20 protein-coding genes are annotated in these 24,567 nt (G+C 72.5%); 17 read left to right on the forward strand and 3 right to left on the reverse strand.

The window, feature by feature from the left end:
- Window positions 1-24: 24 nt before the first annotated feature.
- The 4 genes from ACZ67Q_RS34270 to ACZ67Q_RS34285 all read left to right on the forward strand — a co-directional run bounded on the left by ACZ67Q_RS34270 (window position 25) and on the right by ACZ67Q_RS34285 (window position 5,156).
- Window positions 25-1,434: an extracellular solute-binding protein gene (locus tag ACZ67Q_RS34270; RefSeq protein WP_471190170.1), complete on the forward strand. Its 1,410-nt coding sequence runs from the start codon at window positions 25-27 to the stop codon at window positions 1,432-1,434.
- Between the two features lie 130 nt (window positions 1,435-1,564).
- The gene (locus ACZ67Q_RS34275; RefSeq protein ID WP_471190172.1) at window positions 1,565-2,527 is read left to right on the forward strand and encodes a carbohydrate ABC transporter permease; all 963 of its coding nucleotides are present in this window, start codon (window positions 1,565-1,567) and stop codon (window positions 2,525-2,527) included.
- A gap of 16 nt (window positions 2,528-2,543) precedes the next feature.
- Window positions 2,544-3,419 (forward strand): carbohydrate ABC transporter permease, encoded by an 876-nt coding sequence (locus ACZ67Q_RS34280; protein WP_471190174.1) that lies wholly within the window; start codon window positions 2,544-2,546, stop codon window positions 3,417-3,419.
- Window positions 3,420-3,548: 129 nt separating this feature from the next.
- Window positions 3,549-5,156, forward strand: coding sequence for a glycoside hydrolase family 13 protein (locus tag ACZ67Q_RS34285; protein WP_471190176.1), 1,608 nt, complete (start codon window positions 3,549-3,551; stop codon window positions 5,154-5,156).
- A 223-nt stretch (window positions 5,157-5,379) separates the two neighbouring features.
- Here ACZ67Q_RS34285 and ACZ67Q_RS34290 read toward each other — a convergent pair whose 3' ends face one another.
- Both ACZ67Q_RS34290 and ACZ67Q_RS34295 read right to left on the reverse strand, forming a co-directional pair.
- Window positions 5,380-5,709 carry a hypothetical protein gene (locus tag ACZ67Q_RS34290; protein ID WP_471190178.1) on the reverse strand — a complete coding sequence of 110 codons (330 nt, stop codon included), beginning with the start codon at window positions 5,707-5,709 and terminating at the stop codon, window positions 5,380-5,382.
- Window positions 5,710-5,735: 26 nt separating this feature from the next.
- Window positions 5,736-6,689, reverse strand: coding sequence for an immunity 49 family protein (locus ACZ67Q_RS34295; protein WP_471190180.1), 954 nt, complete (start codon window positions 6,687-6,689; stop codon window positions 5,736-5,738).
- Between the two features lie 633 nt (window positions 6,690-7,322).
- Here ACZ67Q_RS34295 and ACZ67Q_RS34300 point away from each other — a divergent pair.
- The 7 genes from ACZ67Q_RS34300 (at window position 7,323) to ACZ67Q_RS34330 (ending at window position 15,494) form a co-directional block, all read left to right on the forward strand.
- Window positions 7,323-8,879: a Re/Si-specific NAD(P)(+) transhydrogenase subunit alpha gene (locus ACZ67Q_RS34300; protein ID WP_471190182.1), complete on the forward strand. Its 1,557-nt coding sequence runs from the start codon at window positions 7,323-7,325 to the stop codon at window positions 8,877-8,879.
- Window positions 8,880-8,885: 6 nt separating this feature from the next.
- Window positions 8,886-10,346: a Re/Si-specific NAD(P)(+) transhydrogenase subunit beta gene (gene pntB / locus ACZ67Q_RS34305; protein WP_471190184.1), complete on the forward strand. Its 1,461-nt coding sequence runs from the start codon at window positions 8,886-8,888 to the stop codon at window positions 10,344-10,346.
- A gap of 198 nt (window positions 10,347-10,544) precedes the next feature.
- Window positions 10,545-10,817: a hypothetical protein gene (locus ACZ67Q_RS34310; RefSeq protein ID WP_471190186.1), complete on the forward strand. Its 273-nt coding sequence runs from the start codon at window positions 10,545-10,547 to the stop codon at window positions 10,815-10,817.
- Between the two features lie 114 nt (window positions 10,818-10,931).
- Window positions 10,932-11,321, forward strand: coding sequence for a hypothetical protein (locus ACZ67Q_RS34315; RefSeq protein WP_471190188.1), 390 nt, complete (start codon window positions 10,932-10,934; stop codon window positions 11,319-11,321).
- A 146-nt stretch (window positions 11,322-11,467) separates the two neighbouring features.
- Entirely contained in the window at window positions 11,468-12,367 is a 900-nt protein-coding gene (locus ACZ67Q_RS34320; protein WP_471190190.1) for a LytR/AlgR family response regulator transcription factor, read from the forward strand.
- A gap of 203 nt (window positions 12,368-12,570) precedes the next feature.
- Entirely contained in the window at window positions 12,571-14,289 is a 1,719-nt protein-coding gene (locus ACZ67Q_RS34325) for a sodium/solute symporter (protein WP_471190192.1), read from the forward strand.
- Window positions 14,286-15,494: a sensor histidine kinase gene (locus ACZ67Q_RS34330; RefSeq protein WP_471190194.1), complete on the forward strand. Its 1,209-nt coding sequence runs from the start codon at window positions 14,286-14,288 to the stop codon at window positions 15,492-15,494. Before ACZ67Q_RS34325 ends, ACZ67Q_RS34330 begins: the two co-directional genes overlap by 4 nt.
- A 1-nt stretch (window position 15,495) precedes the next feature.
- On the opposite strand, the gene ACZ67Q_RS34335 is transcribed toward ACZ67Q_RS34330, so the two are convergent.
- Window positions 15,496-18,531, reverse strand: a complete 3,036-nt coding sequence (locus tag ACZ67Q_RS34335) for an ABC transporter substrate-binding protein (protein WP_471190196.1) — start codon at window positions 18,529-18,531, stop codon at window positions 15,496-15,498.
- A 594-nt stretch (window positions 18,532-19,125) separates the two neighbouring features.
- Between ACZ67Q_RS34335 and ACZ67Q_RS34340 the strand changes: the two genes are divergently transcribed.
- Genes ACZ67Q_RS34340 through ACZ67Q_RS34365 form a run of 6 tightly spaced genes read left to right on the forward strand, consistent with a single transcriptional unit; the run spans window position 19,126 to window position 24,401 of the window.
- Window positions 19,126-20,553 (forward strand): ATP-binding protein, encoded by a 1,428-nt coding sequence (locus tag ACZ67Q_RS34340; protein WP_471190198.1) that lies wholly within the window; start codon window positions 19,126-19,128, stop codon window positions 20,551-20,553.
- A 2-nt stretch (window positions 20,554-20,555) separates the two neighbouring features.
- Entirely contained in the window at window positions 20,556-20,978 is a 423-nt protein-coding gene (locus tag ACZ67Q_RS34345; protein ID WP_469810851.1) for a roadblock/LC7 domain-containing protein, read from the forward strand.
- A gap of 23 nt (window positions 20,979-21,001) precedes the next feature.
- Window positions 21,002-21,328, forward strand: a complete 327-nt coding sequence (locus tag ACZ67Q_RS34350; protein ID WP_471190200.1) for a DUF742 domain-containing protein — start codon at window positions 21,002-21,004, stop codon at window positions 21,326-21,328.
- Window positions 21,306-21,932 (forward strand): GTP-binding protein, encoded by a 627-nt coding sequence (locus tag ACZ67Q_RS34355; RefSeq protein WP_471190202.1) that lies wholly within the window; start codon window positions 21,306-21,308, stop codon window positions 21,930-21,932. The genes ACZ67Q_RS34350 and ACZ67Q_RS34355 overlap by 23 nt, the downstream gene beginning before the upstream one ends.
- Window positions 21,929-23,146: a cytochrome P450 gene (locus ACZ67Q_RS34360; protein WP_471190204.1), complete on the forward strand. Its 1,218-nt coding sequence runs from the start codon at window positions 21,929-21,931 to the stop codon at window positions 23,144-23,146. The genes ACZ67Q_RS34355 and ACZ67Q_RS34360 overlap by 4 nt, the downstream gene beginning before the upstream one ends.
- Before the next feature lie 28 nt (window positions 23,147-23,174).
- A complete protein-coding gene (locus ACZ67Q_RS34365; RefSeq protein ID WP_471190206.1) occupies window positions 23,175-24,401 on the forward strand; it encodes a cytochrome P450 family protein in 1,227 nt (408 codons plus the stop codon).
- The last annotated feature ends 166 nt before the right edge of the window (window positions 24,402-24,567 follow it).

A 24,567-nucleotide genomic window follows, 5' to 3' on the forward strand; every position in this document is an offset into this window, starting at 1 on the left:
GTTCCTGCCCGAAGGGGACCACCCATGAGAACAGCCCGGTTCCGCCGTACCCGCCGCAGTGGCGCGGTCGTCGTCTCCGCTCTCGCGCTCACCGCTCTCGCCGCCTGCGGCACGAGCAGCAGCGACAACGGCAGCGGCAACTCCGGCAGCGGGTCCTCCGACCCGGCCGCGCCGCTCGACCCGAAGACCAAGGTGACGATCACCATCGACTGCATGCCCCCGGCGGCCAAGGCGGCCGAGCTGAAGGAGTGGAAGGAGGACGTCGCCGCGTTCCACAGGATCTACCCGCACGTCACGATCGAGGGCCGTTCCACCCCCGGGCAGTGCCTGGAACCGCCGCGGTTCACCGCGATGCTCAAGGCCAAATCCCAGCCCGACGTGTTCTACACGTACTTCACCGACCTGCCGCAGGTGCTCGACAACGACGGCGCCGAGGACATCACCGCCTACGTCAACGGCAAGACCGTGCCCGCGCTGAAGGACATCGACCCGAACGTCCTCGGCTCGCTCAAGCACGACGGCAAGCTCTACGGCCTGCCCACCAGCAACTACACGATGGGCCTGCTCATCAACCGCAAGCTGTTCCGGCAGGCCGGCCTCGACCCGGACAATCCGCCGCGCACCTGGCAGGAGGTCCGTACCGCCGCCAAGAAGATCGCCGGGCTCGGCAACGGCATCGCGGGTTACGGCGAGTACAGCGCGGCGAACACCGGTGGCTGGCACTTCACCGCGCAGATGTACAGCCTCGGCGGCGACGTCGTGGACACCAGCGGCAGGAAGGCCGCGTTCAACAACGAGATCGGCAAGCAGGTCGTGAGCAACCTCCACGCCATGCGCTGGCAGGACGACAGCATGGGCAAGACCCAGCTGCTGAAGTGGGGCGACCTGCAGAAGCAGATCGCCACCGACAAGCTCGGCATGTTCCTCGCCGCCCCCGACGACATCGCCTACATGGTCCAGCAACTCGGCGCGACGTACGAGAACTTCGGCATGGGGCCCATCCCCGGGGAGAAGAACACGCTCGCCGGCGGCAACAACTACATGATCAAGAAGGGCATCTCCGCCGACAAGATCAAGGCCGCCGTCGCCTGGCTGAACTACAAGAACCTCACCGTAGGCAAGGGCCAGTTCGACTGGGCCCGCACCAAGGCCGACCACCTGCCCGTCGGCGTCCCGCAGCCCAACTTCTGGCTGGGGGAGTCCAAGAAGAAGGACGACGCCGCCCGGCTGGCCAACGCCACCATGCCGGTCGCCAACTTCAGGACCTTCATGGACAACCCGGTGCCCGGCAAGGCAGAACCGCCCAAGGCCCAGGAGCTCTACAAGGTCCTCGACAACGTGATGTCCGGTGTCCTCACCGACAAGGACGCCGACCTCGACAAGCTGCTGTCCACGGCCGAGGCACAGGTGAACCAGGTCCTGGCCAACCAGTGACCGCCCCGGCGGGGGAGGGGCCCGGGCCCGCCCCCGCCCCGCACAGCGCCCACCGTGCGACGCCGCCGGCGGCCCTGCGAGGTGCCGCCCGCGACCGTGACGCCCGACCAGCACGCACCAAGGAGCGACGATGTCGGCCCCCAGCCTGACCCCGAGCAAGGCGGACCCCTCCCGCCGTCACGCCCCGCCCCGCCAGGCGGGCCCCCCGTCCCGCCACGACCGGTTCGTCAGGAACCTGCGCCGCAACCTGACCGCGCACGGCTTCCTCATCGGCGCCGTCCTGTGCTTCGCGGTGTTCTCCTGGTACCCGATGATCCGGGAGTTCGTCCTCGCCTTCCAGAAGACCGAGGCGGGCCGGGTCAGCTGGGTCGGCCTGGACAACCTCACCACCGTCTTCCACGACCCGGCGTTCTGGCAGGCCTGGCGCAACACCGCGCTGTTCACCGTCCTCGCGCTGCTGCTCGGCTTCGCCGTCCCCTTCGTCGTCGCGATCGTCATCAACGAGTTCCGCCACGGCCAGGGCTACCTCAGACTGCTGGTCTACCTCCCGGTGATGCTGCCCCCCGTCGCCTCGGTGCTGCTCTTCAAGTACCTCTACGACCCGGGATACGGCCTGCTCAACGAGGTGCTGCGGTTTCTGCACCTGCCCGAGCAGCAGTGGCTGCAGGACCCCGGCCTGTCGATGCCGTCCGTCGTCGTCGCCGCGACCTGGATGAACATGGGCGGCGCCGCACTGATCTACCTCGCCGCGCTCCAGGGCATCCCCGGCGAACTGTACGAGGCGGCCGAACTCGACGGCGCCGGCCTGCTGCGCAAGATCTGGCACGTCACCATCCCGCAGACCCGGCTCATCCTGTCGCTGATGCTGCTGATGCAGATCATCGCCACCATGCAGGTCTTCGTCGAGCCGTTCCTGCTCACCGGCGGCGCCGGACCCGAGGGCTCGACCACCACCGTCGTCTACCTCATCTACCAGTACGCCTTCAACTTCAACAACTACGGCGCCGCGGCGGCGCTCGGACTGCTCCTGCTCGTCCTGCTCGCCGGATTCTCCGCCGCCTACGCCAAGCTCAGCCGCGCCGACGACGAGTAGACCGGGGGAGACCGGCATGTCCACACGCACACTCATCTCACCGGCCCGACTCGCCCGCCCGCGCGGCAAGGCCGTCTACTGGACGGTCTTCACGCTGGTCGTCATCGGATTCACCCTGGTCTTCCTCGGCCCGCTGTACTGGATGGTCTCCAGCGGGTTCAAGGACAGCCAGGAGGTGATCCAGACACCCCCGACCTGGGCGCCCACGTCCTTCGCCCCGGACAACTACTCCCGCGCCTGGGAGGTCATGGACCTCTCCACCCTGCTGCTCAACACGCTGTACTACGCCTTCGGCGCCCTCGCCTTCCAGCTCGTCTTGGACGTCGCGGCCGCCTACTCGCTGTCCAGGCTGCGGCCCGTCCTCGGCAAGGCGATCCTCGGCATGATGCTCGCCACGCTGATGATCCCGGCGACCGTGCTCGTCGTACCCCAGTACCTGACCGTGCTCGACGTGCCGGTCGTGCAGCGCAACCTGCTGAACACCCCCTGGGCGATCTGGCTGCCGTCCGTCACCAACGCCTTCAACATCTTCCTGCTGAAGCGGTTCTTCGACTCCATCCCCAAGGAACTCCTCGACGCCGCGGCCATGGACGGAGCGTCCCCGATGCGCGTCCTGTGGTCGATCGTGCTGCCGATCTCCCGGCCCGTCCTCGGCGTGGTGTCGATCTTCGCGGTCGTCGGCATCTGGAAGGACTTCCTCTGGCCGATGCTCACCCTGCCCGACCCCTCCAAGCAGACCCTCAACGTCGGCATCTACTCGCTCTCCAACGGCGTCCCCGTGAACGTCCTGATCGCGGCGCTCACCATCGCCTCACTGCCGACACTGCTGCTCTTCCTGGTCTTCCAGCGCAACATCATGAGCGGCCTGACGGCCGGCGGTCTCAAGGGCTGACACCCCCGCCGCGCCCCCGGCCGCGCACGCCCCGCACGCCTCCCCAGCCTTCGCCGCCGGCCCGTCCGACGCCCCGCAGCCTCCGGGCCGGCGGCGAAGTACCCACCCCTGCCCGAAAGGACCTCTCACGTGGCAGCCCCTCACTCGCGCCGCACCGACGCCTGGTGGCGAGACGCCGTCATCTACCAGGTGTACCCGCGCAGTTTCGCCGACGGCGACGGCGACGGCATCGGCGACCTCGCGGGCGTCCGCGCGAGACTGTCCCACCTCGCCGAACTGGGCGTGGACGCCGTCTGGTTCACCCCGTGGTACGCCTCCCCGATGGTCGACGGCGGATACGACGTCGCCGACTACCGCGCCGTCGACCCCGCCTTCGGCACCCTGGCGGAGGCGGAGAAGCTGATCGCCGAGGCCGCCGAGAAGGGCATCCGGGTGATCGTCGACATCGTGCCCAACCACGTCTCCCACCAGCACCCCTGGTTCCGCGCCGCCCTGGAGGCCGGACCCGGCAGCCCGGAGCGGGAACTCTTCCACTTCCGGCCCGGCCGCGGCGACCGGGGCGGACTCCCGCCCAACGACTGGCCCTCCCAGTTCGCCGGGCCCACCTGGACCCGGGTGCCCGACGGCGAGTGGTACCTGCACCTGTTCACCCCCGAGCAGCCCGACCTCAACTGGGCGCACCCTGCCGTCCGTCAGGAGCACGAGGACATCCTGCGCTTCTGGTTCGAACGCGGAGTGGCAGGCGTACGCATCGACTCCGCGGCCCTGCTCGTCAAGGATCCGGCGCTCGCCGACTTCACCGACGGTGTCGACCCGCATCCCTACGTCGACCGGGACGAACTGCACGACATCTACCGCTCCTGGCGGGCGATCGCCGACGAGTACGGCGCCGTGTTCGTCGGTGAGGTCTGGCTCCCCGACGCCGAACGCTTCGCCCGCTATCTGCGCCCCGACGAACTGCACACCGCCTTCAACTTCACCTTCCTCGCCTGCCCCTGGGACCCGGACCGGCTGCGGCGCTCGATCGACGACACGCTCGCCGAGCACGCCCCGGTCGGCGCCCCCGCCACCTGGGTGCTGTGCAACCACGACGTGACCCGCACCGTCACCCGGTACGGCCGCCGGGACACCGCCTTCGACTTCGCGACCAAGGCCTTCGGCACGCCCACCGACCTGGAACTCGGCACCCGGCGCGCCCGCGCCGCGGCCCTGCTGACCCTGGCCCTGCCCGGTTCCGTCTACCTCTACCAGGGAGAGGAACTGGGCCTGCCCGAGGCCGACGTGCCCCTCGACCGCATCCAGGACCCCATGCACTTCCGCTCCGGGGGCACCGACCCGGGGCGCGACGGCTGCCGCATACCGCTGCCCTGGGAGGCCGGCGCCCCCTACGCGGGCTTCGGGTCGCACGTGGAGCCCTGGCTGCCGCAGCCCGCCGGCTGGGCCGCGTACGCCGTGGACCGGCAGAGCGGTGACCCGGACTCGATGCTCACCCTCTACCGGCAGGCGCTGGCGCTGCGCCGCTCGGAGGGCGGCTTCGGCGACGGCCCCCTGACCTGGCTCCCCGCCCCGGACGGCGTCCTCGCCTTCGCGCGTCCGGGCGGCCTGCTCTGCGTGGTCAACCTGTCCGGAGCGCCCGTGGATCTGCCGCCGCACGCACGGCTGCTCCTGGCCAGCGGCCCCCTCACCCCGGACGGCGGGCTCCCCGGGGACACGGCGGTGTGGCTCCGTTCCGAGTGACCCGCGCGGCGCGGGCGCCGCCGTGGACGCGGGCCGGGGCGCGGAAGGACTCCTCCGGTTCCCGGTGCCACGGGGAGTCCGGGTCGGCCGGGCGGTCCCGGACCGTCTTCACGAGGCTGTGGCTCGCCATGTCCAGGTCGAGCCGGGGCTCGGCACGGTGCGGGGCGCCCGGGGCGACGAACGTGTGGGCACCCAGACGGGCCGGTTCGCCGAACCTGCCGCGTCAGGAAGTGCCGTTGCAGCCGAACGCGGGCTGCGAGTTCCTGCTGACGCTCAGGCCCAGCTCCGCCGCCTCGGTCGCGGTGACGGTGAGCCGCTCGACGCCGTCGCCGGTGACCTTCACGGTGTCGGCGTGCAGCCGGTGCCGTATCGCCTGCAAGTCGGTGCGGGCGCGCAGCGGGCTCCACGCGGTGGCCGGGGCCTCCCCGGCGCCGACCTCGTGGACGACGCCCCGGTGACGCAGCCCGCCGCACGGGGTACGGCTCGCCGGTGCGGGCGCGTCCGGAACCGCGTCGGCGGGGGCGGCCGGAAGCGCCACCGCGGCGGGCGCCACCGGACTTTCCTCCGTCCGCCGGCCGGCTACTTAGCGGCCCAGTAGCCCAGGTCGTTGACGCCCAGGGCGTCCGCCTGCTGCAGCGCCAGCGGCGAGCCCAGCAGGTCGGGCGGCAGGTAGCCGGAGCGGACGCCGAGGTCCCAGCCGTGCACCTGGACCGCGAGGACGGCCGGGGCGAGCGCGCCGAGCGGAAGGAGTGTCGCGGGGGCGGGATCGGCTCCCACGGTCTGCCGGTGTTCGACGAGCCGGTCCGCGAGTGCCTCCTCGAAGCGGTCCTGGTCGTCGTCGAGGAGTATCCGCAGCAGGCGCTGGTCGGCAGTCAGCGGACCCGCCGCGTCCAGGCCCCGCGCGGCTTCGGCGCGTGCGTCGTCGTCCGGCTTGCACAGCGGCACGGTCGGCCAGTCCCGCGGCAGATGCCCCTCCGCCTCGGTCAAGTAGCCGCACAGGGCGTCCATGGCCGCGAGATCCGCCGCATCGGAGACGGGGGTGAACCGCGAGTACGGCACCCCGTCACGCACCGCGGGCGCGTAGTCGCCGCGCAGCAGCAGGCCGATCACGCGCTGCCAGTCCCACACCAGCCCGCTGACCAGGCACAGCTGGAACGCGTCCAGCCACGTCCTGGCCGTGGGGGCGTGGTCGACCACGTCGTCGAAGGCGATGTCCTCACCGGTGAGCTCCTCCTCGATGAGGGGGAAGGAGACCTCTTGATCGCCGTTGGGGAAACACCCGATGCTCAGCGCGCCCAGCGCACACTCGGCCGCGGTCCGCAGAGCGAGGCGCGACGTCTCGTCGAGCGTGGGCTCACGTACCGTCCGGGCGGCCACGTACCCGACGAGTTCGTCGCCCATCTCGCGCAGTCGCTGCGGGGACGCGTCGCCGTACCGCAGCCCGTGCAGGCGCCCCCTGGCTCGCCTCCGGATGTCCTCGAGCGCCTCGGTCAGACGCCGGTCGCTGACAGCGTGGCGCGTCACTTCCCGCACAGGTGCCGTCCTTTCGTGATCTTGTCGACAGGGGGTGGCACGCTATCAGTGGTCCCTGACATCGCCCCAGGTCCCCGTGGCACCTGTGCCGACCGGCCGGGGGACGTGCATCGCAGACGCGACGACGAGGCGCGGAGGCCGCGAGCGCTGCTGCGACCGCCTCGCCCCGGGCGGCCGCCGCGTGCGCGTTCTCGCCGGCGCCGGGCTCGGGCGGGCGCTCAGTGCCTTCGGCGGCTGACGGTGTGTGTGATCGCCACCGAAGCCGCCGTCGGTGCGGCGGCGACGGCGAGCAGGACACCCGTGGATCCCAGCAGGCCCGCGGAGCGCGAGGCGTTGTGCAGGTCGCCGAGCAGGATGCTGACGGCGCACCCGGTCGCGGTACGCGCTGTTCGGGCACGTGCACCAGCCGCCTCAGGGCCGTCCAATCGCCTCACGTCACCCCTGCGCGCTCGGAGCGATCAGGGCGGAGTGAACCACGCCATGACCCCGGAGTGAAACAAACCACGGAGTAGCACCCTCTGCCCAGGCCGGTCGGGCGGGTAGGTTCCAACGACCTGGTCCACGGGGAACACGGCTCGTGGACAGCCTTTGATCGCGGATACCCGTCCCTCCTGCGAGGAGAGAACACGAGACATGTCTGCCCATGAACCCGCGCACCACCCACCGCAGCGCATCGGCGTCGTCGCCGAGTCCGCCTCCGGGGAGACGCGTGTCGCGGCGACCCCCGCCACGGTGCGTCAGCTGCTCGGCCTCGGTTACGAGGTCGTGGTGGAGCCCGAGGCCGGCGCCGCGTCCGGCTTCAGCGACCAGGCCTACCGCGAGGCAGGCGCCGACATCGGCGAGGCCTGGACCGCGGACGTCGTGCTGAAGGTGAACGCCCCCTCCGACGCGGAGATCGCCCGGCTGCGGCGGGGCGCGAGCCTGGTCGCCGTGCTGGCCCCGGCGCAGCGGCCCGAGCTGCTCCGGACGCTCGCCGAGGCCGGCATCACCGCGCTGGCGCTGGACGCGGTGCCGCGCATCTCGCGCGCCCAGTCGATGGACGTGCTGTCGTCGATGGCGAACATCGCCGGCTACCGGTCGGTGATCGAGGCCGCGCACGTCTTCGGCCGGTTCTTCACCGGCCAGGTCACCGCGGCGGGCAAGGTTCCGCCGGCGAAGGTGCTCGTCGCGGGCGCGGGCGTCGCCGGTCTCGCCGCGATCGGCGCCGCCTCCAGCCTCGGCGCCATCGTGCGCGCCACCGACCCGCGGCCCGAGGTCGCGGACCAGGTGAAGTCACTCGGCGGCGAATACCTCGCGGTGGACGTCGTCCAGGAGGCGAGCACCGACGGGTACGCCAAGGCGACCACCGCCGACTACGACCGCGCCGCCGCCGAGCTCTACCACGAGCAGGCGAAGGACGTGGACATCGTGATCACCACCGCGCTGATCCCGGGCCGTCCCGCGCCCCGCCTGCTGACCGCCCGGGACGTGGCCGCGATGAAGCCGGGCAGCGTGATCGTCGACATGGCCGCGGCCCAGGGCGGCAACGTCGAGGGCACGGTCGCAGGCCGGGCGGTGGTCACCGACAACGGCGTCACCATCATCGGCTACACCGACCTCGCCTCCCGGCTTCCGGCCCAGGCCTCGCAGCTGTTCGGCACCAACCTGGTGAACCTGGTCAAGCTGCTCACGCCGGGCAAGGACGGGCAGCTGACGATCGACTTCGACGACGTGGTCCAGCGGGCCGTGACGGTGGTGCGGGACGGCGACGTCACCTGGCCGCCGCCGCCCGTCGCGGTCTCCGCCGCCCCTGCCGCGCAGACCCCGGCCGCCAAGCCGGAGCCCGAGCCGAAGCGGACGAGGCTCACCCCCGCTGGACGCTTCACCCTGATCGGGCTCGGCATGCTCGCGATGTTCCTGCTGGTCGCCTTCGCGCCAGCCCAACTCGCCGGGAACTTCACCGTGTTCGCGCTGGCGGTGGTGATCGGCTACTACGTCATCGGCAAGGTGCACCACGCGCTGCACACGCCGCTGATGTCGGTGACCAACGCGATCTCCGGCATCGTCGTGATCGGCGCCCTGCTCCAGATCGGGCACGAGAGCACGCTCGTCACCGCGCTGTCGGTCGTCGCGATCCTGCTGACGAGCGTCAACGTCTTCGGCGGTTTCGCCGTCACCCGCCGCATGCTGTCCATGTTCTCGAAAGGCTGAGCCGAGATGACCTCCCTGACAGCCTCCCACGCTGCCGATCTGGTCGCCGCGCTGCTGTTCATCCTGAGCCTGGCCGGCCTGTCCCAGCACCGCACCTCCCGCGCCGGTGTCGTCTACGGCATCGCCGGCATGGCTCTCGCGCTGGTCGCCACCGTGGTGGTCGCGGCGCAGAGCATCACCGCCGGAGCGGTCGCCCTGATCGTGGTGGCGATGGCACTCGGCGCCGCGATCGGCCTGTGGCGTGCCCGCCGCGTCGAGATGACGCAGATGCCGGAACTGATCGCCGTTCTGCACAGCTTCGTCGGCCTCGCCGCGGTGCTGGTCGGCTGGAACAGCTACCTCGAGGTGGAGGCGCACGGCAGCGAGCAGACCCGGATCGGCGCGGACCTGCTGGGCATCCACCACGCCGAGGTGTTCATCGGCATCTTCATCGGCGCCGTCACCTTCACCGGCTCGATCGTCGCGTTCCTCAAGCTGTCGGCGCGCATCAAGTCCCGTCCGCTGATGCTGCCCGGCAAGAACGCGCTCAACATCGGTGCGCTCGTCGCGTTCGTCGCTCTGACCGTGTGGTTCACGGTTCGTCCGAACCTGGCGCTGATGATCGCGGTGACCGTGCTGGCGCTGGCGCTCGGCTGGCATCTGGTCGCCTCGATCGGCGGCGGCGACATGCCCGTCGTCGTCTCCATGCTGAACAGCTACTCCGGCTGGGCGGCGGCCGCGGCCGGCTTCCTGCTCGACAACAACCTGCTGATCGTCACGGGCGCGCTGGTCGGCTCCTCGGGTGCCTACCTGTCGTACATCATGTGCAAGGCGATGAACCGTTCCTTCCTCTCCGTCATCGCGGGCGGTTTCGGTATCGAGGCGTCCTCCGGCGGTGACGAGGAGCACGGCGAGTACCGCGAGGTGCGGGCCGCGGAGGCGGCCGAGATGCTCGCCCACGCGAGCTCGGTGATCATCACCCCTGGCTACGGCATGGCCGTCGCGCAGGCCCAGCATCCCGTCGCGGAACTGACCCGCCGGCTGCGCGAGCGGGGGGTCGAGGTCCGCTTCGGCGTCCACCCGGTGGCCGGCCGCCTGCCGGGGCACATGAACGTGCTGCTGGCCGAGGCGAAGGTGCCGTACGACATCGTCCTGGAGATGGACGAGATCAACGACGACTTCGCCGGTACCTCGGTCGTCCTGGTCATCGGGGCGAACGACACCGTCAACCCCGCCGCGACCGAGGACCCGTCCAGCCCGATCGCCGGCATGCCGGTGCTGCGGGTCTGGGAGGCCGAGCAGGTCATCGTCTTCAAGCGCTCCATGGCCTCCGGCTACGCGGGCGTGCAGAACCCGCTGTTCTTCCGCGAGAACAGCAGCATGCTCTTCGGCGACGCCAAGGAGAGCGTCGAGGAGATCCTGCACGCGCTGGGCACCGACGATCACCGCAACCCGGGCCCGCGCGAGGCGACGACAGCCGGCCGCTGACCGCGCGCCGCACCTGCCCGGTGCACGGGCGGTCGGCGCCGACGGGCTCGTCCCCCGTTCGTCCGCCGGCGCCGACCGTCCGGCGATGACACGGACCGCTCGCCGATCCGCCGGTCCCCGGGTGCGGAAGAGGAGCCCTGCCCCGCCTATCGTGCGGGGCAGGGCTCCTCTTCCCGGGCGGCCCGGAGGAGGAGCCGCATGGCCGATATCCAGGAACTGCTGGACGAGCTGCGGGGGCTTCCCTCCGGCTCCCCGAGGACCGCGCACGAACTCGCCGAAACGGTGGGAAGGATCAAGAGCGCTGCCGGTCGCTGGTCCGACGTACTGGACGACGTACGGCGGTGGTCGGCGGCGCACGCGGGGCCGCGTGCGGCGGCCGCCCTGGAGATCGCCTTCCGCAAGGCCGAGGAGTGCTTCGTCGAGCTGGAGATCGCCCACCAGGACCTCAAGCTCACCGGAGACGGACGCTGACCCGTCGCCGCTCCCGCGCGTGCCTGCCCGCGCGTCCCGCCGTCTGGTTCGGGATCGCGGGGCTGCGTACACTCGCCGCAGCAGTGCGGCCCAGGGCCCTTGGGGGGTGCGGGATTGGGTGCCGACGCCGTTCCCCGGCGCGAGGTGGTCACCGGTGAGCCGGTCGCGACCCGCGGTGGGGGCTTTCGTCCGCATCCGGGGCCGGCCGGCGGGAGCGACGCCGGTGCCCCCGACGACGTCCCCCTGGTCCGGGCGCTGGTGCGCAGGCAGGCCCGGCTCGCCCTGGGCGCGGTCGCGCTGCTCGTCGCCCTGCTCGGGCCGCTGCCCCTGATACTGCGTCTGCTGCCGTCGCTCGATGCGCGGGGGCAGGTCCCCCTCCTCGTGTGGCTCGCCCTCGGGCTGGTGCCCTATCCGGTCCTGCTGTGCATCGGACGCTGGTACGTGCGCCGCGCGGAACGTCACGAGAACGAGTACGTCGCGTCCGCGCGGACCAAGGAGCCGTGACCTCTTCACGGCGGCGCCGCCACCGCCGGGCGATGTGCGGGACCCCGGCATCAGAAGGTCTGGACGGACCCGGTCGGTTCGTGGCTATCGTCCTCCGGGAAGCCCACCGCACGGGGTGGGCCGGTCGAGCCCGGGGGAGGGGTCGGATGGGTGGCGGGAGTGCGGGCGGCACGGACGGACGCGACCTGGCGCCACGGCGGCCGGGCCTGCGGGCGCTCGCGGTCGACGACGAGGCACCGGCCCTGGAGGAACTGCTGTACCTGCTGCGCGACGACGCGCGCGTCGGCCACGCCGAAGGGGCTCAGGGCGCCACCGAGGCGCTGCGCCGGCTCGGCCGGGCCATCGGCGAGGGGAACGGCGCGGACGACGGCATCGACGTCGTCTTCCTCGACATCAACATGCCCGGCCTCAGCGGTCTCGACATGGCGCATCTGCTGGCCGGGTTCGCGGCGCCGCCGCTGATCGTGTTCGTCACCGCCCACGAGGACCACGCGGTGCACGCCTTCGACCTCAAGGCCGTCGACTACCTGCTCAAACCCATCCGCAGGGAGCGGTTCGCGGAGGCGGTGCGGCGGGTGACCGAGGCCCTCGCCGCCGCCCCCGGCCCCCATACCGCCCAGGCGCGCCCGGGTGTCCCGGCCACCGCACCCGGGCGCAGCGGCGTCCTCCCGGCCCGTTCCTCCGCCGTGGGGGGCTCCCACCTGCCCGTGGAACTCGGCGGAGTGACGCGTTTCGTCGACATCGACGACATCACCCACGTCGAGGCGCAGGGCGACTACGCCCGTGTGCACACCCGTCAGGGCGCCGGCCACCTGATCCGCCATTCCCTGGCCGCCCTCGAAGAGAGCTGGCGCCCCCGCGGCTTCGTGCGTATCCACCGGCGGTATCTGGTCTGTCTGGCGAGCATCGAGGAACTCCGTCTCGACGGCGGCAGTCTGAGCGTGCGCATCGGCGACCGGATCCTCGCCGTGAGCCGGCGCAACGCCCGCGAACTGCGTGATCTCCTCGTCCAGCGGGCGAACGGCGGCCCGCCACGCGGCCGTTGACCCCGCCGGGACACCGGCCGGTCCCGGCCGCGGGCCGCCGCCCGGAAGAAGGCACGGCACCTGTTCCACCGCAGCACCGCTGCGTACACTCACCGCCACACGTGATCACCGCCGAGGCGGCGAGCACGACCAGGAGAGCCCCGGTGCCAGACCCCTCGTGAGACGGCGCGGGCCGGTCCGCACGACGCGCAGGGGGCGAGGGGTTGAACCAGACCTACGCGATAGTCGCGGTGTCGGTGGTCGTGACGCTGACCCTGCTCGTCGGCGCGCTCGGGCTGCGCATCTCCCGCACCACGTCCGACTTCTACGTCGCCTCCCGCAGCGTCCCGCCACGGCTGAACGCCTACGCCATCAGCGGCGAGTACCTCTCGGCCGCGTCGTTCCTGGGCGTCGCCGGGCTCGTCCTCGCCCAGGGCGTCGACATGCTGTGGTATCCGATCGGCTACACGGCCGGGTTCCTCGTCCTGCTGATCTTCGTCGCGGCCCCGCTGCGCCGCTCGGGCGCCTACACCCTGCCCGACTTCGCCGAGGCACGGACGGAATCCCGGGCGGTACGCCGTATCGCCTCCGTGTTCGTCGTCGGCATCGGCTGGCTCTACCTCCTGCCGCAGCTGCGCGGCGCCGGGCTCACCCTGCGCCTGCTCACCGGCGCCCCTCAGTGGTTCGGCGGCCTGCTGGTCGCCGCGGTGGTGACGACGGCGGTGGCGGCCGGCGGCATGCGCAGCATCACCTTCGTCCAGGCCTTCCAGTACTGGCTGAAACTGACCGCGCTGCTCGTCCCCGTGCTCTTCCTGCTCGCCGCCTGGCGCGCCGACCACACTCCGCAGCCGTCCTGGGACCGCCCGGCCACCTTCCACCGGCCCACGCTCGTCAGCCTGGACGCCCCGCAGGACATCGCGATCGACCGCCCGGTCCGCGTGACCGCGCGGGGCACGGTCGACGGTACGCACCACGACCGCGACGAGATCCTGCTCGCCCAGGGCACGCACCGGGTCGCGGCCGGCAGCGCGCTGACCTTTCCCGCCGGGGCGCAGGTGCCCCGGGTGGCGACCGGGGAGCGGGCCCGCGCCCTGCCCGCCGACCGGGCGCGACCGGTGTCGCAGAGCCAGGAGGAACACGGCCTGTACGCGACGTACGGCCTGATCCTGGCCACGTTCCTGGGCACCATGGGGCTGCCGCACGTCGTGGTGCGCTTCTACACCAACCCCGACGGACGCGCCGCCCGCCGCACCACCGTCATCGTCCTCGGACTGCTCGCCGCCTTCTACCTCCTCATGCCCGTCTACGGCGCGCTCGCCCGCCTGTACGCCCCCGATCTGATGCTGTCCGGCGACACCGACGCGGCGGTGCTCCTGCTGCCCCAGCGGCTCATCGGCGGCATGGCCGGTGACCTGGCCGGGGCGCTGGTCGCCGGCGGAGCGTTCGCGGCGTTCTTGTCCACCACCTCCGGGCTCACCCTGTCGGTCGCCGGCGTGCTCGCCCAGGACGTCCTGCCCACCCTCGGCGTGCGGCACTTCCGGCTCGCGACGCTGCTCGGCATCGCGGTACCGGTCGCCGCCTCCCTCGCCCTGCCGGACCTGCCCGCCGCCGGCGCCGTCGGACTGGCCTTCGCCGTCTCGGCCTCGTCGTTCTGCCCGCTGCTGGTGCTGGGGATCTGGTGGCGGGGCCTCACCCCGCCCGGGGCGGCGGCCGGCCTGGTGGTGGGCGGGGGCTGCGCTCTGGTCGCGGTCGCCGCGGCGATGGGCGCCACGCCCGGCACCGGGTGGCTGCACGTGCTGTGCGCCTGGCCGGCGGTGTGGTCGGTGCCGCTGGGCTTCGCGACCATGATCGTCGTGTCCCTCGCCACCCGGCACCGCGTCCCGCGCAGCACCTCCGCGATCATGGCCCGCCTGCACCTGCCCGAGACGGGAGTCCGATCATGAGCACTCCGGCCCTCGCGCTCCTCACCACCGCCGGCACCGCGCTGTTCGCGCTCGGCGCGGCCATGGGGTACCTGACCGCCCGGCGGGGCCGCCGGGAGCCGCCCGGGCTCGGCACCGAGGTGGAGCGCGCCACGTTCCACACGCTGCACACCGCCTCGCTCGCCGCGCGTCCGCTGCGCGCCGGGCTCACCCCCGACACCGCCCGCAAAGCGGCCCGGCGGCTGAGACCGCTGCTGGGCGAGGCGTCCATGACCCTGACGGACGAGGAGACGGTGCTCGCCTGGGAGGGGCCGGGCGCCCACCACCGGGACCTGGTGGAGCAACTGATGCCCGACGTGGTGGGCAAGGGCGCGACGCAGGCCGTCAGGGTCGTCTGCGAGCAGCCCGACTGCACCGTGCGCTGGGGTGTCGTCACGCCTCTCGCCGTCGACGGCCGCCGGACCGGGGCTCTGGGAGCCTTCGGGCCCGAGGAGTCCGCCGTCCTGGCCCGGGCCGCCGACGAGGTGGGCCGCTGGGTCTCCGTACAGCTGGAACTGGCCGAGCTGGAGCGCAGCCGCTCCGACGTCATCGAGGCGGAGATCCGGGCGCTGCGGGCGCAGATATCGCCCCACTTCATCTACAACTCCCTCGCCTCCATCGCCTCCTTCGTCCGCACTGACCCCGACCGGGCCCGCGAACTGCTCCTGGAATTCGCCGACTTCACCCGCTACAGCTTCCGCAAGCACGGTGACTTCACCACGCTCGCGGACGAACTGCGCTCCATCGAGCAGTACCTGGAGCTGGCCCGGGCCCGCTTCGGCGACCGGCTGGAGGTGAACCTGCGGATCGCACCCGAGGTGTTGTCCGTGTCGCTGCCGTTCCTGTGTCTGCAACCGCTGGTGGAGAACGCCCTCAAGCACGGCCTGGAGGACAGCGTGGAGCGCAGCTCCGTCACCATCCTCGCCGAGGACGACGGCCCGGAGGCCCGGGTGATCATCGAGGACAACGGCGTCGGCATGGAACCGGAGCGGCTGCGCCGGATCCTGAAGGGAACCGGCGGACCGTCCACGGGCATCGGGCTGGGCAACGTGGACCTGCGGCTGCGCCAGGTGTACGGCGACGCCTACGGGCTCGTCATCGAGACCGCCGTGGGCGCGGGGATGAAGGTCACCGTGCGCATCCCGAAGTTCCGCGCGGGCGTCCGGCCCGCGCCGCCCGGCCGGTGACCTACGTGCCGTCCGCGGTACCGAGCGCCTGGAAGTCGACCATGCCGTACGCCTCGTTGACGTAGACGTTGGTCAGCCGCGGGTTGCGGTAGTTCAGCGCCTTCTCGGCGACGATCGGCAGGTAGTACGCGCCGTCGGTGACCTTGTGGTTGATCCGGCGGTACAGCTCGGTCGCCGCCGCCGGGTCGGTTTCGGCCCGGGCCCGGTCCAGGAGGGCGTCGACCTCGGGATCGTTCATCTGGGCGTAGTCGACGTTGTTCGCGGGCGTGATGAGACGCCCGTCGGTCAGGGGCGGCAGGAAGCCGGAGGCGTGGGGGTAGTCGGCGCCCCAGGCGAACAGCATCAGGCCGTAACCCTTCTTCTTGGTCTCGCCGGGCGAGCCCACGACCGAGAAGTACTCCGAGAGGTTCAGCCGCTCGGTCTCGACGGTGATCCCCACGGCCTTCAGGGACTGCTGCAGCGCCTGTGCGGTCTGCTGGTCCTGCGGCCGGCCGGACCGCAGGACGAGTCTGGTGGTGAAGCCCTGCGGTCTGCCGCAGGCCCGCAGTTCCTCCTTGGCCTTCTCCGGCCGGGGCGTACCGCCGCTCAGGCCGAACGGGTCGTAGTCGTCGGAGCCGGGCACCGTCGGAGGCAGCATGTTGCCGTGCAGGGAGCCGGCCGTCGGGCCGCCACGCGCGGTCCGCAGTGCGCCGGTGTCGGCGGCGTAGAACACCGCCTTGCGGCAGTGCGGGTTGTCCAGCGGCGCCGTCTTCGACACGAGAGCGAGGCTGCGCAGGTACCCCGTGAGCGGGGCATCGGCGTGCGCCTTGAGCTTCGGGTCCCGCACCACCTTGCCCGCGGCGCTCGACGGCAGGCCGGCCTGCTGGACGTCGAGGTCGGCGCTGCCGTCGAGGAGTCGCGCTGCCACGCCGTCGGCAGTGGTGACGGTCAGTTCGATCCGGTCCGGCAGGGCGGTGCGCAGCGGGTCGCTCGCCCGGTCCCAGTTCTCGTTGCGCACGAGGACGAGGGACTGTCCGGGCGTGTACGACGCGAACCGGTACGGGCCCGAGGAGACGGGCTTGCCGGCGTAACCGGCGCCGGTGTCCCGATTCTGCGGTACGGGGGAGGTGGCGCCCATGGCCAGCAGGTACGGGAAGCGCGAGTCGGCCTTGGCCAGCCGGAAGACGAGTGTGCGGTCGTCCGGCGTCTCGACGGACCGCAGACCGGAACGCGCCGAGGGCTCGTCCTTGTACGGTCCCGGGTAGTTCTGCCCCTGGTCCAGCGCCTCGATCGGATAGGTGGGGCCGCCGGTGACGATGTCCTGGGCGAAGACGCGCTCGATGCCGTACTTGACGTCCTTCGCGGTGATCGGTGTGCCGTCCTCGAACTTCAGGCCGGACCTCAGCTTCACCGTGTACGTCCGGCCGTCCGCCGAGACCTGCGGCTGGGCCGCGGCCAGGTCCGGGACGAGCGTGAGACCGGGCCGGCCTGGTTTGGCGTCGTAGGTGAGCAGCGTCCGGGCGTAGAGGCGCTGCATGTTCCACACCCAGCCGTAGTAGGAGCGGCCCGGGTCCCAGGAGTCGGCGTCGGCGCTGCTCACCAGGCGCAGGGTGCCGCCCTTGCGGGTGGAGGCGTCGACGACGTGGCCGACGGCGGCGTCGAAGCCCGTGGGCGCGGCAGTGGAGGCGCGCGGCCCGCTGTGGGGTGTCCCGGCCCGGTCGCGGCCCTGCTGGGCGAGCAGGGCGGTGATGCCGCCACCGGTGACGAGCGCCGCCACGACCGCGATCGCCGCGAGCCGGCGGCGCCGGGCCCGGCCGGGCGACGACGCGGGCGGGTCGGCGGGCGCGCCGGGGGAGAGGACGAAAGGCTCGTGGGCAGGCGGCTCGGGGGCGTCGGGCGGCAGGGGCCGCTGCGTGCCCGGCCCGTCGACGTCGGGATGCGGTGCGGGCGCCTCCGGTCGGGGTCTGTGCGGTGCGGGCACTCCCGGGACGGGTTCCGGCGGTGCGGGCGCCCCTGCGTCGGGCTTCTGCGATGCGGGGCTCTTCGCCAGGGAGACCCGAGGATCGGGGGTGGGCGGTGCCGTGTGGGCGCGCGGCCCGGGTCCACCGTTCGCATCGGCGGAAGCCTGCCGGTCCGGGTCGGCGGACCGGGGAGGGGCAAGGGCGGTGTTCCGCTCGGTGAGGGCGAGCGCCACCGCTTCGGGCAGCCAGTCCGTCTCCTTGGGCAGCGGGCCCCCGTGTGCGTGCCCTTCCCCTTCGTTGAGCAACTGGGCGAACTCGGCCAGCAGTTCGGGTACGGTCGGCCGCCGGCCCGGGTCCTTCTCGAGCAGGCGGGCCACGAACTCCGTCTGCGCGGGCAGCCCGCGAAGGTCGGGCTGCTCGTAGACGGCGCGGAAGTTCACCGAGTGCGGGGAGCCGGCCCCGAACGGGGCCGCACCGGTGCCCGCGTAGGCCAGCACCGCGCCCAGGGAGAAGACGTCGCTGGCGGCGCCGATCGCTCCCCCCGTCACCTGCTCGGGCGACATGAATCCCGGGGTGCCGATCACCATGCCCGTCTGCGTCAGGGCGCTCGCCTCGGTGGCGAGCGAGATGCCGAAGTCGATCACACGGGGGCCGTCGGCCGCGAGCAGGACGTTGGACGGCTTGAGGTCGCGGTGGACCAGGCCGGTGCCGTGGATGGCCTCCAGGGCCTCGGCCAGCCCGGCTCCCAGGACGAGCAGCGAACGCCGGGGCCATGCCCCGTGGACGCGGACCGCCTCGTCCAGCGGGATGCCGGGCACGTAGGCGGTGGCGAGCCAGGCGGGTGAGCCCTCGGGGTCGGCGTCGACGACCGCGGCGGTGAAGAAGCCCGTCACGCGCCGGGCCGCCTCCACCTCCCGGGCGAACCGGCGGCGGAACTCGGGATCCTCCGCGAGTTCGGAGCGCACCACCTTCACCGCGACCATCCGGCCGCTGGTGGAGCGCCCCAGGAACACGCGGCCCATCCCGCCCGCCCCCAGCCGCGCGAGGATCCGGTAGCGCCCCATCTGCCGTGGGTCGGCCGCCGTCAGCTCTTCCAAACCCGCCCCCCAGTGACACCCCCGCCCCCCGGGGGATCTTCCGGCGACGATTACACCAGACCGGGGCGGTGCGGGGCTGCGGTACGGACCGGTCCGCCCTGGGTGGGCGGTCCCGCCGGGCCGTGTACGCAAAGGGGTCAACCTCCCTGCGTACCAGGGTTGTTCGGGACATAGGCGAAGGAACGGACCCGCAGGTCAGAGTTGCTGCCGGGTCGTCATGGATCTTTCACAGGTTCAGGGCCGAAGCGTCGAACACACTGCGGGTTTGCCGATAAACTCCGGGCGGACCGGCAACGGCCACCGGGCGTCGCGAATGCGACGCAGGACGACGAGACCGCGGACCCGAGAGGACACTGTGCCCGCCGCCTTCCCCGACTTAGCCGGCAGGCCCGTTCACCTCGGCCGCACCGCACTCGCCGCCGGCCGGATCCGCGCCGCGTCCTCACCGGCGCAGGGCCGCCCGCGGGTGCGCGGGTTCACCGGGCTCCCGGCGTCTGGCCTGTCATGCCCGCATCCAGCCGGTGGTACCACCTCGCCCGGCCGCCATGCCCCGTGCCGGCCGGTTCACGGGCCGGACACCTTGGAGAGGACTCGATGACCGACCTGTTACTGGCCGCCGGCACCGCGGTCGCCCTGGCCGCCACCGGGACCACCTGGCACTTCCACCGCGTGTACCGGCGCGAACGCGGCAGAGCCGAGCAGCTGCGGAGCCACTCGCAGCACCTCACCGAGCAGCTGCAGGCCGCGGAGTACGCCCTCGCCCGACTCACCGCGGCGATACCGGAGCTGGCCTCGGGTGAGGCATCCGGCAGCGACCTCCTCCCGCCCCCTCCGCTGGTGCACACACCCCTCGCCGGCCGGCTGCGCGACCTCACCGGTCAGGTGACCGCCACCGTGACCCGGGTACGTGAGACGGCGCAGACCACGGCCGACGAGCACACCGCACAGATCCGCTCCGAGGCCGACCGGGCGATCGAGAAGGCGCAGCGTGACGCCCGCGAGGCCACCCGCGCCGCCGTGCGAAGCTTCGCGTCCAACGTCGTGGCCAAAGCGTCCCGGCTGAGCCGGGAGATCAGCCAGGGCGTGCGCTCCCACCAGGACGACGAGGCGTACGCGACCCTCGTGCACATCGACCACATCGCGCAGCAGATGCTCCTCACCGCGCAGGGCTACGCCGTCCTGGCCGGCGACAAGCTCTCCCGGCGCTGGCCGCGGACCACCCTGACCGATGTGATCCGCGCCGCGATGGGCCGGATCGAGGGCTACCAGCGCATCGAACACCACGAGCTGGACACCGTCGCCGTGGAGAGCCGCGCCGTCGAGGCCGTCGTGCACACCCTGGCGCTGCTGCTGGACAACGCCCTGCGGTACTCCCCGCCGACCGCCCGCGTGCACGTCTCCGTCGAGGAGGGCCACCACGCCTGCTTCCTGATCGTGGACGACGCCGGGCTGCGCATGGACGACGAACGGCTGCTGTGGGCCAGCGACATCATGTCCGGCAAGCACCGCGACGACATCACCCGGCTCGGCGCCCACCCGCAGACCGGTCTGCGGGTCGCCTCGCTGCTGGCCGAGAACTACGGCTTCCGCGTCGAGCTCACCGCGCCGAACATCTACCAGGGCACCCGGGCCGTCCTCGTGCTGCCGAAGAGCCTGCTGACCGCGCCGGCCGCCGCTCCCCGGCCCGCCGCGGCGCAGCCCGCCGCACCGGAGCCGGCCGCCGGGGCCGCCCGGCAGGACGCCACCCCGCCCGCCCCGAGGGAGGCCGCCGTCGTGCCCGACTCCGCCGCCGTCCCCGCCTCGCGGGAAGCCGCCGATCCGGAGCCCGCCGATCCGGAGCCCGCCCGGACCACCGCCAGCGGCCTCACGGTCCGCCGCCGCCCGGCCCGGCCGCGCAGTACACCCCCGCCACCGGCCGAGGACGCCGTCGTGCCGGGCCGCCCCGGCGTCGCGGCCGCCTGGGCTGCAGGCAGCCGCCGCGGCCGGCTGCCGGAAGACAACGGACCCACCGAAGGACACTGACCATGCGCGACACGCACAGCAACAGCCTGGGATGGCTGCTCGACCAGGAACTCGGCACCGTCGAGGGTGTCGAGTACGCCGTGCTGATGAGCGGCGACGGACTCCTGCAGGCCCGCACGCAGACCATCGGACAGGAGGACGCCGAGAAGCTCGCCGCCGTGACCGCGTCGCTGCGGGCCGCCGGCAAGGCTTGGGACGAGCACGTCGGCGGCAAGGGCATGTGCCAGCTGCTCATCGAGTCGCAGGGCCGCATCGGGCTGACGACCGCGGCCGCGAGGAACACCATGCTCTCCGTCGTCACCACCGGCCCCGAGGCGGACGTCGGTCTGATCACCCACCACATGGTGCGCCTCGCGACCCGGCTCGGCCACGAGATGGACGTCGCCGGCCGCCGCCCGGCCGCGGAAGGCGGCACCACGACGTGAGCGGTCCGCGGCACGACCCGGACATGATCAGGCCCTACGTCCGCACCGGCGGACGCAACCGCCCCAGCCGGGATGTCCGCCTGGAGACGGTGCTCGTCGCCGCGTCCGGCCCCACCGACCGGCTGGGGCCGGACGCCCGCCGGGTGATGCGCCTGTTCGCCGGCGGGCGCGGCGGACTGGCCGTCGCGGATGTCGCCGCCGCCCTGGAACTGCCGCCGTCCACGGTGCGGATCATCGTCTCCGCGCTCATGGACAGCGGCCATCTCACCGCGCCGGCCTCCGCCGACGAGGACCGGCCCGGATCCGACCTGCTGCAGGAGGTGCTGCGTGGACTCCGCGAACTCGTCTGACCAGCCCGCCGTCTCCTACCTCGCCCCCGGCGTCAGCCGGTCGGCGAAGATCGTCGTCGCCGGCGCGTTCGGCGTCGGCAAGACCACCTTCGTCGGCAGCGTCTCCGAGGTGACCCCGCTGCGCATGGAGGAGCCGATCACCGAGGCGAGCGTCGGCGTGGACGATCTGCGCGGCAAGCCCCACAAGACGTCCACCACCGTCGCCATGGACTTCGGCCGCATCCATCTGCTCGGCGACCGCCTGGTGCTCTACCTCTTCGGCACCCCCGGCCAGACCCGCTTCCGCCCCCTGTGGCAAGGGCTGACCGAAGGCGCGCTGGGCGCGGTGGTCCTCGCCGACACGCGCGACCTCGACGGCTGCCACGAGGTGCTGGGCCTGCTGGAGGACCAGGACACACCGTACGCCGTCGTCATCAACGTCTTCCCCGACGCGCCCCGCTACCCCCTGCACGAGATCCGGCAGGCGCTCGCCCTGGACGACGACACACCGCTCACCGAGTGCGACGCGCGCGACCGCCGCTCCTGTGTCTACGCGCTCATCACCCTCCTCGAGTACCTGACCACCCGTCAGGCCTTAACCCCCCTGGTGGAGCCCCGTTCATGACGACCCACGCCCCCGGCAGCGCGAGCCCCGCGACGCGGATCGCCCTCTACGACGCCGAGTTCGCCGACGACCCGCACGCGGCCTACGAGCGCATGCGCCGCGACATCGGGCCGCTGGTCCCCGTCGACCTCGCCCCCGGCGTTCCCGCGACCCTGGTCATCGGCTTCCACCAGGCCCGGCGCATCCTCAACGACCCGCTGCATTTCCCCGCCGACCCGCGGATCTGGCAGCAGTCGATCCCCGACACCTGCCCGGTGAAGCCGATGATGGAGTGGCGCCCCAACGCGCTGCGCTCGTCCGGCGCCGAGCACACCCGCTACCGTGCCGCCAACACCGCGAGCATCCAGGCCGTCGACCAGCACGCGCTGCGCGCCTTGGTGGAGCAGGTCGCCGCCGCGGCCATCCGCGAGTTCCGCGCCCTCGGCCACGCCGACCTGCTCACCCAGTACTCCTGGCCCATCGCCTTCCGCGTCCTCAGCGCGCTGCTCGGCTGCCCGGACGAGATCGGCCGGCGCATCGCCGACGGCATGGCCAAGATCTTCGAGGCGGAGGCCGAGACGGCCGCCCGGGGCAACGAGATCCTCGGCCGGGCCGTCGGCGACCTCGTCGCCCTGCGGCGCCGGCAGCCCGGCGACGACGTCACGTCCCGGCTGATCGCGCACTCCGCCCGCCTGGACGACGTCGAAATGGCCCACCAGCTCGTCACGCTGTACGGCGCGGGCATCGAACCGCTGACCAACCTGATCAGCAACACCGTGCTCAGGATCCTCACCGACGAGCAGTTCTCCGCGGGCCTGCACGCCGGCCAGCCCGTCCGCGACGCCCTCGACACCGTCCTGTACACCGACCCGCCGATGGCCAACTACTGCATCAGCTATCCGCCGTACCCGATCGACGTCGAGGGCGTGCTGCTCCCCGCCCACCAGCCCGTCGTCATCTCCATGGCCGCCTGCAACAACGACCCCGCGGTCACCGCCGGCCTCACCGCCGCGCAGCTCGCCGGCAACCGCGCCCACCTGTCGTGGAGCATCGGCCCGCACACCTGTCCGGCCAGGACCCACGCCTACCTCATCGCCGAGACAGCCATCAGCTGCCTGCTGGACGCGCTGCCGGAGATCGACCTGGCCTGCCCCGAGTCCGAACTCGCCTGGCGCCCCGGCCCCTTCCACCGCGCACTGGAAGCCCTGCCCGTCCGCTTCCCCGCCGTCGTCTGAGCCAGCCCTCTTCCCCCAGGAGACCAGCATGTCCCAGCACCCCCCGCTCGTCCTCGACCCGACCGGCGCCACCGCCCACGAGGAGCACCGGACCCTGCGCGAGCGGGGCCCGGCCACGCGGGTGGACATACTCGGCGTCCAGGCCTGGTCCGTCACCGACCCCGCCCTCCTCAAGCAGCTGCTGACCAGCCCGGCGGTGTCCAAGGACGCACGCGCGCACTGGCCCGAGTTCGCAGAGCAGGTCGCCACGTGGCCCCTCGCCCTGTGGGTCGCGGTCCAGAACATGTTCACCGCATACGGCGCCGACCACCGCAGGCTGCGGCGCATGGTGGCCCCCGCCTTCAGCGCCCGGCGCATCGCCGAACTGCGCCCGGCGATCGAGGCCATGGTCACGGAGCTGATCGACGCCCTCGCCGCCCGGCCCGCCGGGGAGGTCGTGGACCTGCGCGAGCACCTGGCCTACCCGCTGCCCATCTCCGTCATCGGGCACCTGATGGGTGTCCCCGAGGACCAGCGCGACGGCTTCCGTCAGCTCGTCGACGGCGTCTTCGACACCACCCTCACCCAGGAGGAGTCCCACGCCAACACCGTCACCCTCTACGGCGTCCTCGACGAGCTGATCGCGACGAAGACCGCCACCCCCGGCGACGACATGACGTCCCTGCTCATCGCGGCCCGCGACGAGGAGACCGACGGCAGCGGCCTGAGTGCCGAGGAACTGCGCGACACGCTGCTGCTGATGATCAGCGCCGGCTACGAGACCACCGTCAACGTCATCGACCAGGCCGTCGTCGCCCTGCTGACCCACCCCGGCCAGCTCGACCTGGTCCGCACCGGCAAGGTCGGCTGGGACGACGTCGTCGAGGAGACCCTGCGGCACTCACCCGCCGTCAAGCACCTGCCGCTGCGCTACGCCGTCACCGACATCGAGCTGCCCGGCGGCGTCACCATCGCACAGGGCGAGGCCATCGTCGCCTCCTACGGCGCCGCCAACCGCCACCCGGACTGGCACGGTGACGACGCCGACGCCTTCGACGTCACCCGCACCCTCAAGGAGCACCTCGCCTTCGGCCACGGCGTGCACTTCTGCCTCGGTGCCCCGCTGGCCCGCCTGGAGGTCGTGGAGGCGCTGCGGCAGCTCTTCGCCCGCTTCCCGGACCTGGCCCTCGCCGTGCCGGCCGGTGAACTGCGCCCGGTGCCGTCCCTCATCAGCAACGGCCACCAGGCGGTGCCGGTCCGCCTGACGCCGGCCTGACCGCACGAGCGCCCGGCGGCCGCGGTGACGCGGTCCGCCGGGCGCTTGCGTTCCCGGTTTCGCGGGACGTCTCAGTCCTTGATCTCGCAGATGGCGGCGCCGCTGGTGAGGGAGGCGCCGACCTCGGCGGTGAGGCCCTTGATGGTGCCGGACTTGTGAGCGTTGA

The sequence above is a fragment of the Streptomyces sp. NPDC036813 genome, assembly GCF_055609245.1.

Coding starts and splice junctions, on each gene's coding strand:
- ACZ67Q_RS34270 (WP_471190170.1), top strand. CDS start 25: ATGAGAACAGCCCGGTTCCGCCGTACCCGCCGCAGTGGCGCGGTCGTC.
- ACZ67Q_RS34275 (WP_471190172.1), top strand. CDS start 1,565: ATGTCGGCCCCCAGCCTGACCCCGAGCAAGGCGGACCCCTCCCGCCGT.
- ACZ67Q_RS34280 (WP_471190174.1), top strand. CDS start 2,544: ATGTCCACACGCACACTCATCTCACCGGCCCGACTCGCCCGCCCGCGC.
- ACZ67Q_RS34300 (WP_471190182.1), top strand. CDS start 7,323: ATGTCTGCCCATGAACCCGCGCACCACCCACCGCAGCGCATCGGCGTC.
- pntB (WP_471190184.1), top strand. CDS start 8,886: ATGACCTCCCTGACAGCCTCCCACGCTGCCGATCTGGTCGCCGCGCTG.
- ACZ67Q_RS34310 (WP_471190186.1), top strand. CDS start 10,545: ATGGCCGATATCCAGGAACTGCTGGACGAGCTGCGGGGGCTTCCCTCC.
- ACZ67Q_RS34320 (WP_471190190.1), top strand. CDS start 11,468: ATGGGTGGCGGGAGTGCGGGCGGCACGGACGGACGCGACCTGGCGCCA.
- ACZ67Q_RS34330 (WP_471190194.1), top strand. CDS start 14,286: ATGAGCACTCCGGCCCTCGCGCTCCTCACCACCGCCGGCACCGCGCTG.
- ACZ67Q_RS34340 (WP_471190198.1), top strand. CDS start 19,126: ATGACCGACCTGTTACTGGCCGCCGGCACCGCGGTCGCCCTGGCCGCC.
- ACZ67Q_RS34345 (WP_469810851.1), top strand. CDS start 20,556: ATGCGCGACACGCACAGCAACAGCCTGGGATGGCTGCTCGACCAGGAA.
- ACZ67Q_RS34350 (WP_471190200.1), top strand. CDS start 21,002: ATGATCAGGCCCTACGTCCGCACCGGCGGACGCAACCGCCCCAGCCGG.
- ACZ67Q_RS34360 (WP_471190204.1), top strand. CDS start 21,929: ATGACGACCCACGCCCCCGGCAGCGCGAGCCCCGCGACGCGGATCGCC.
- ACZ67Q_RS34365 (WP_471190206.1), top strand. CDS start 23,175: ATGTCCCAGCACCCCCCGCTCGTCCTCGACCCGACCGGCGCCACCGCC.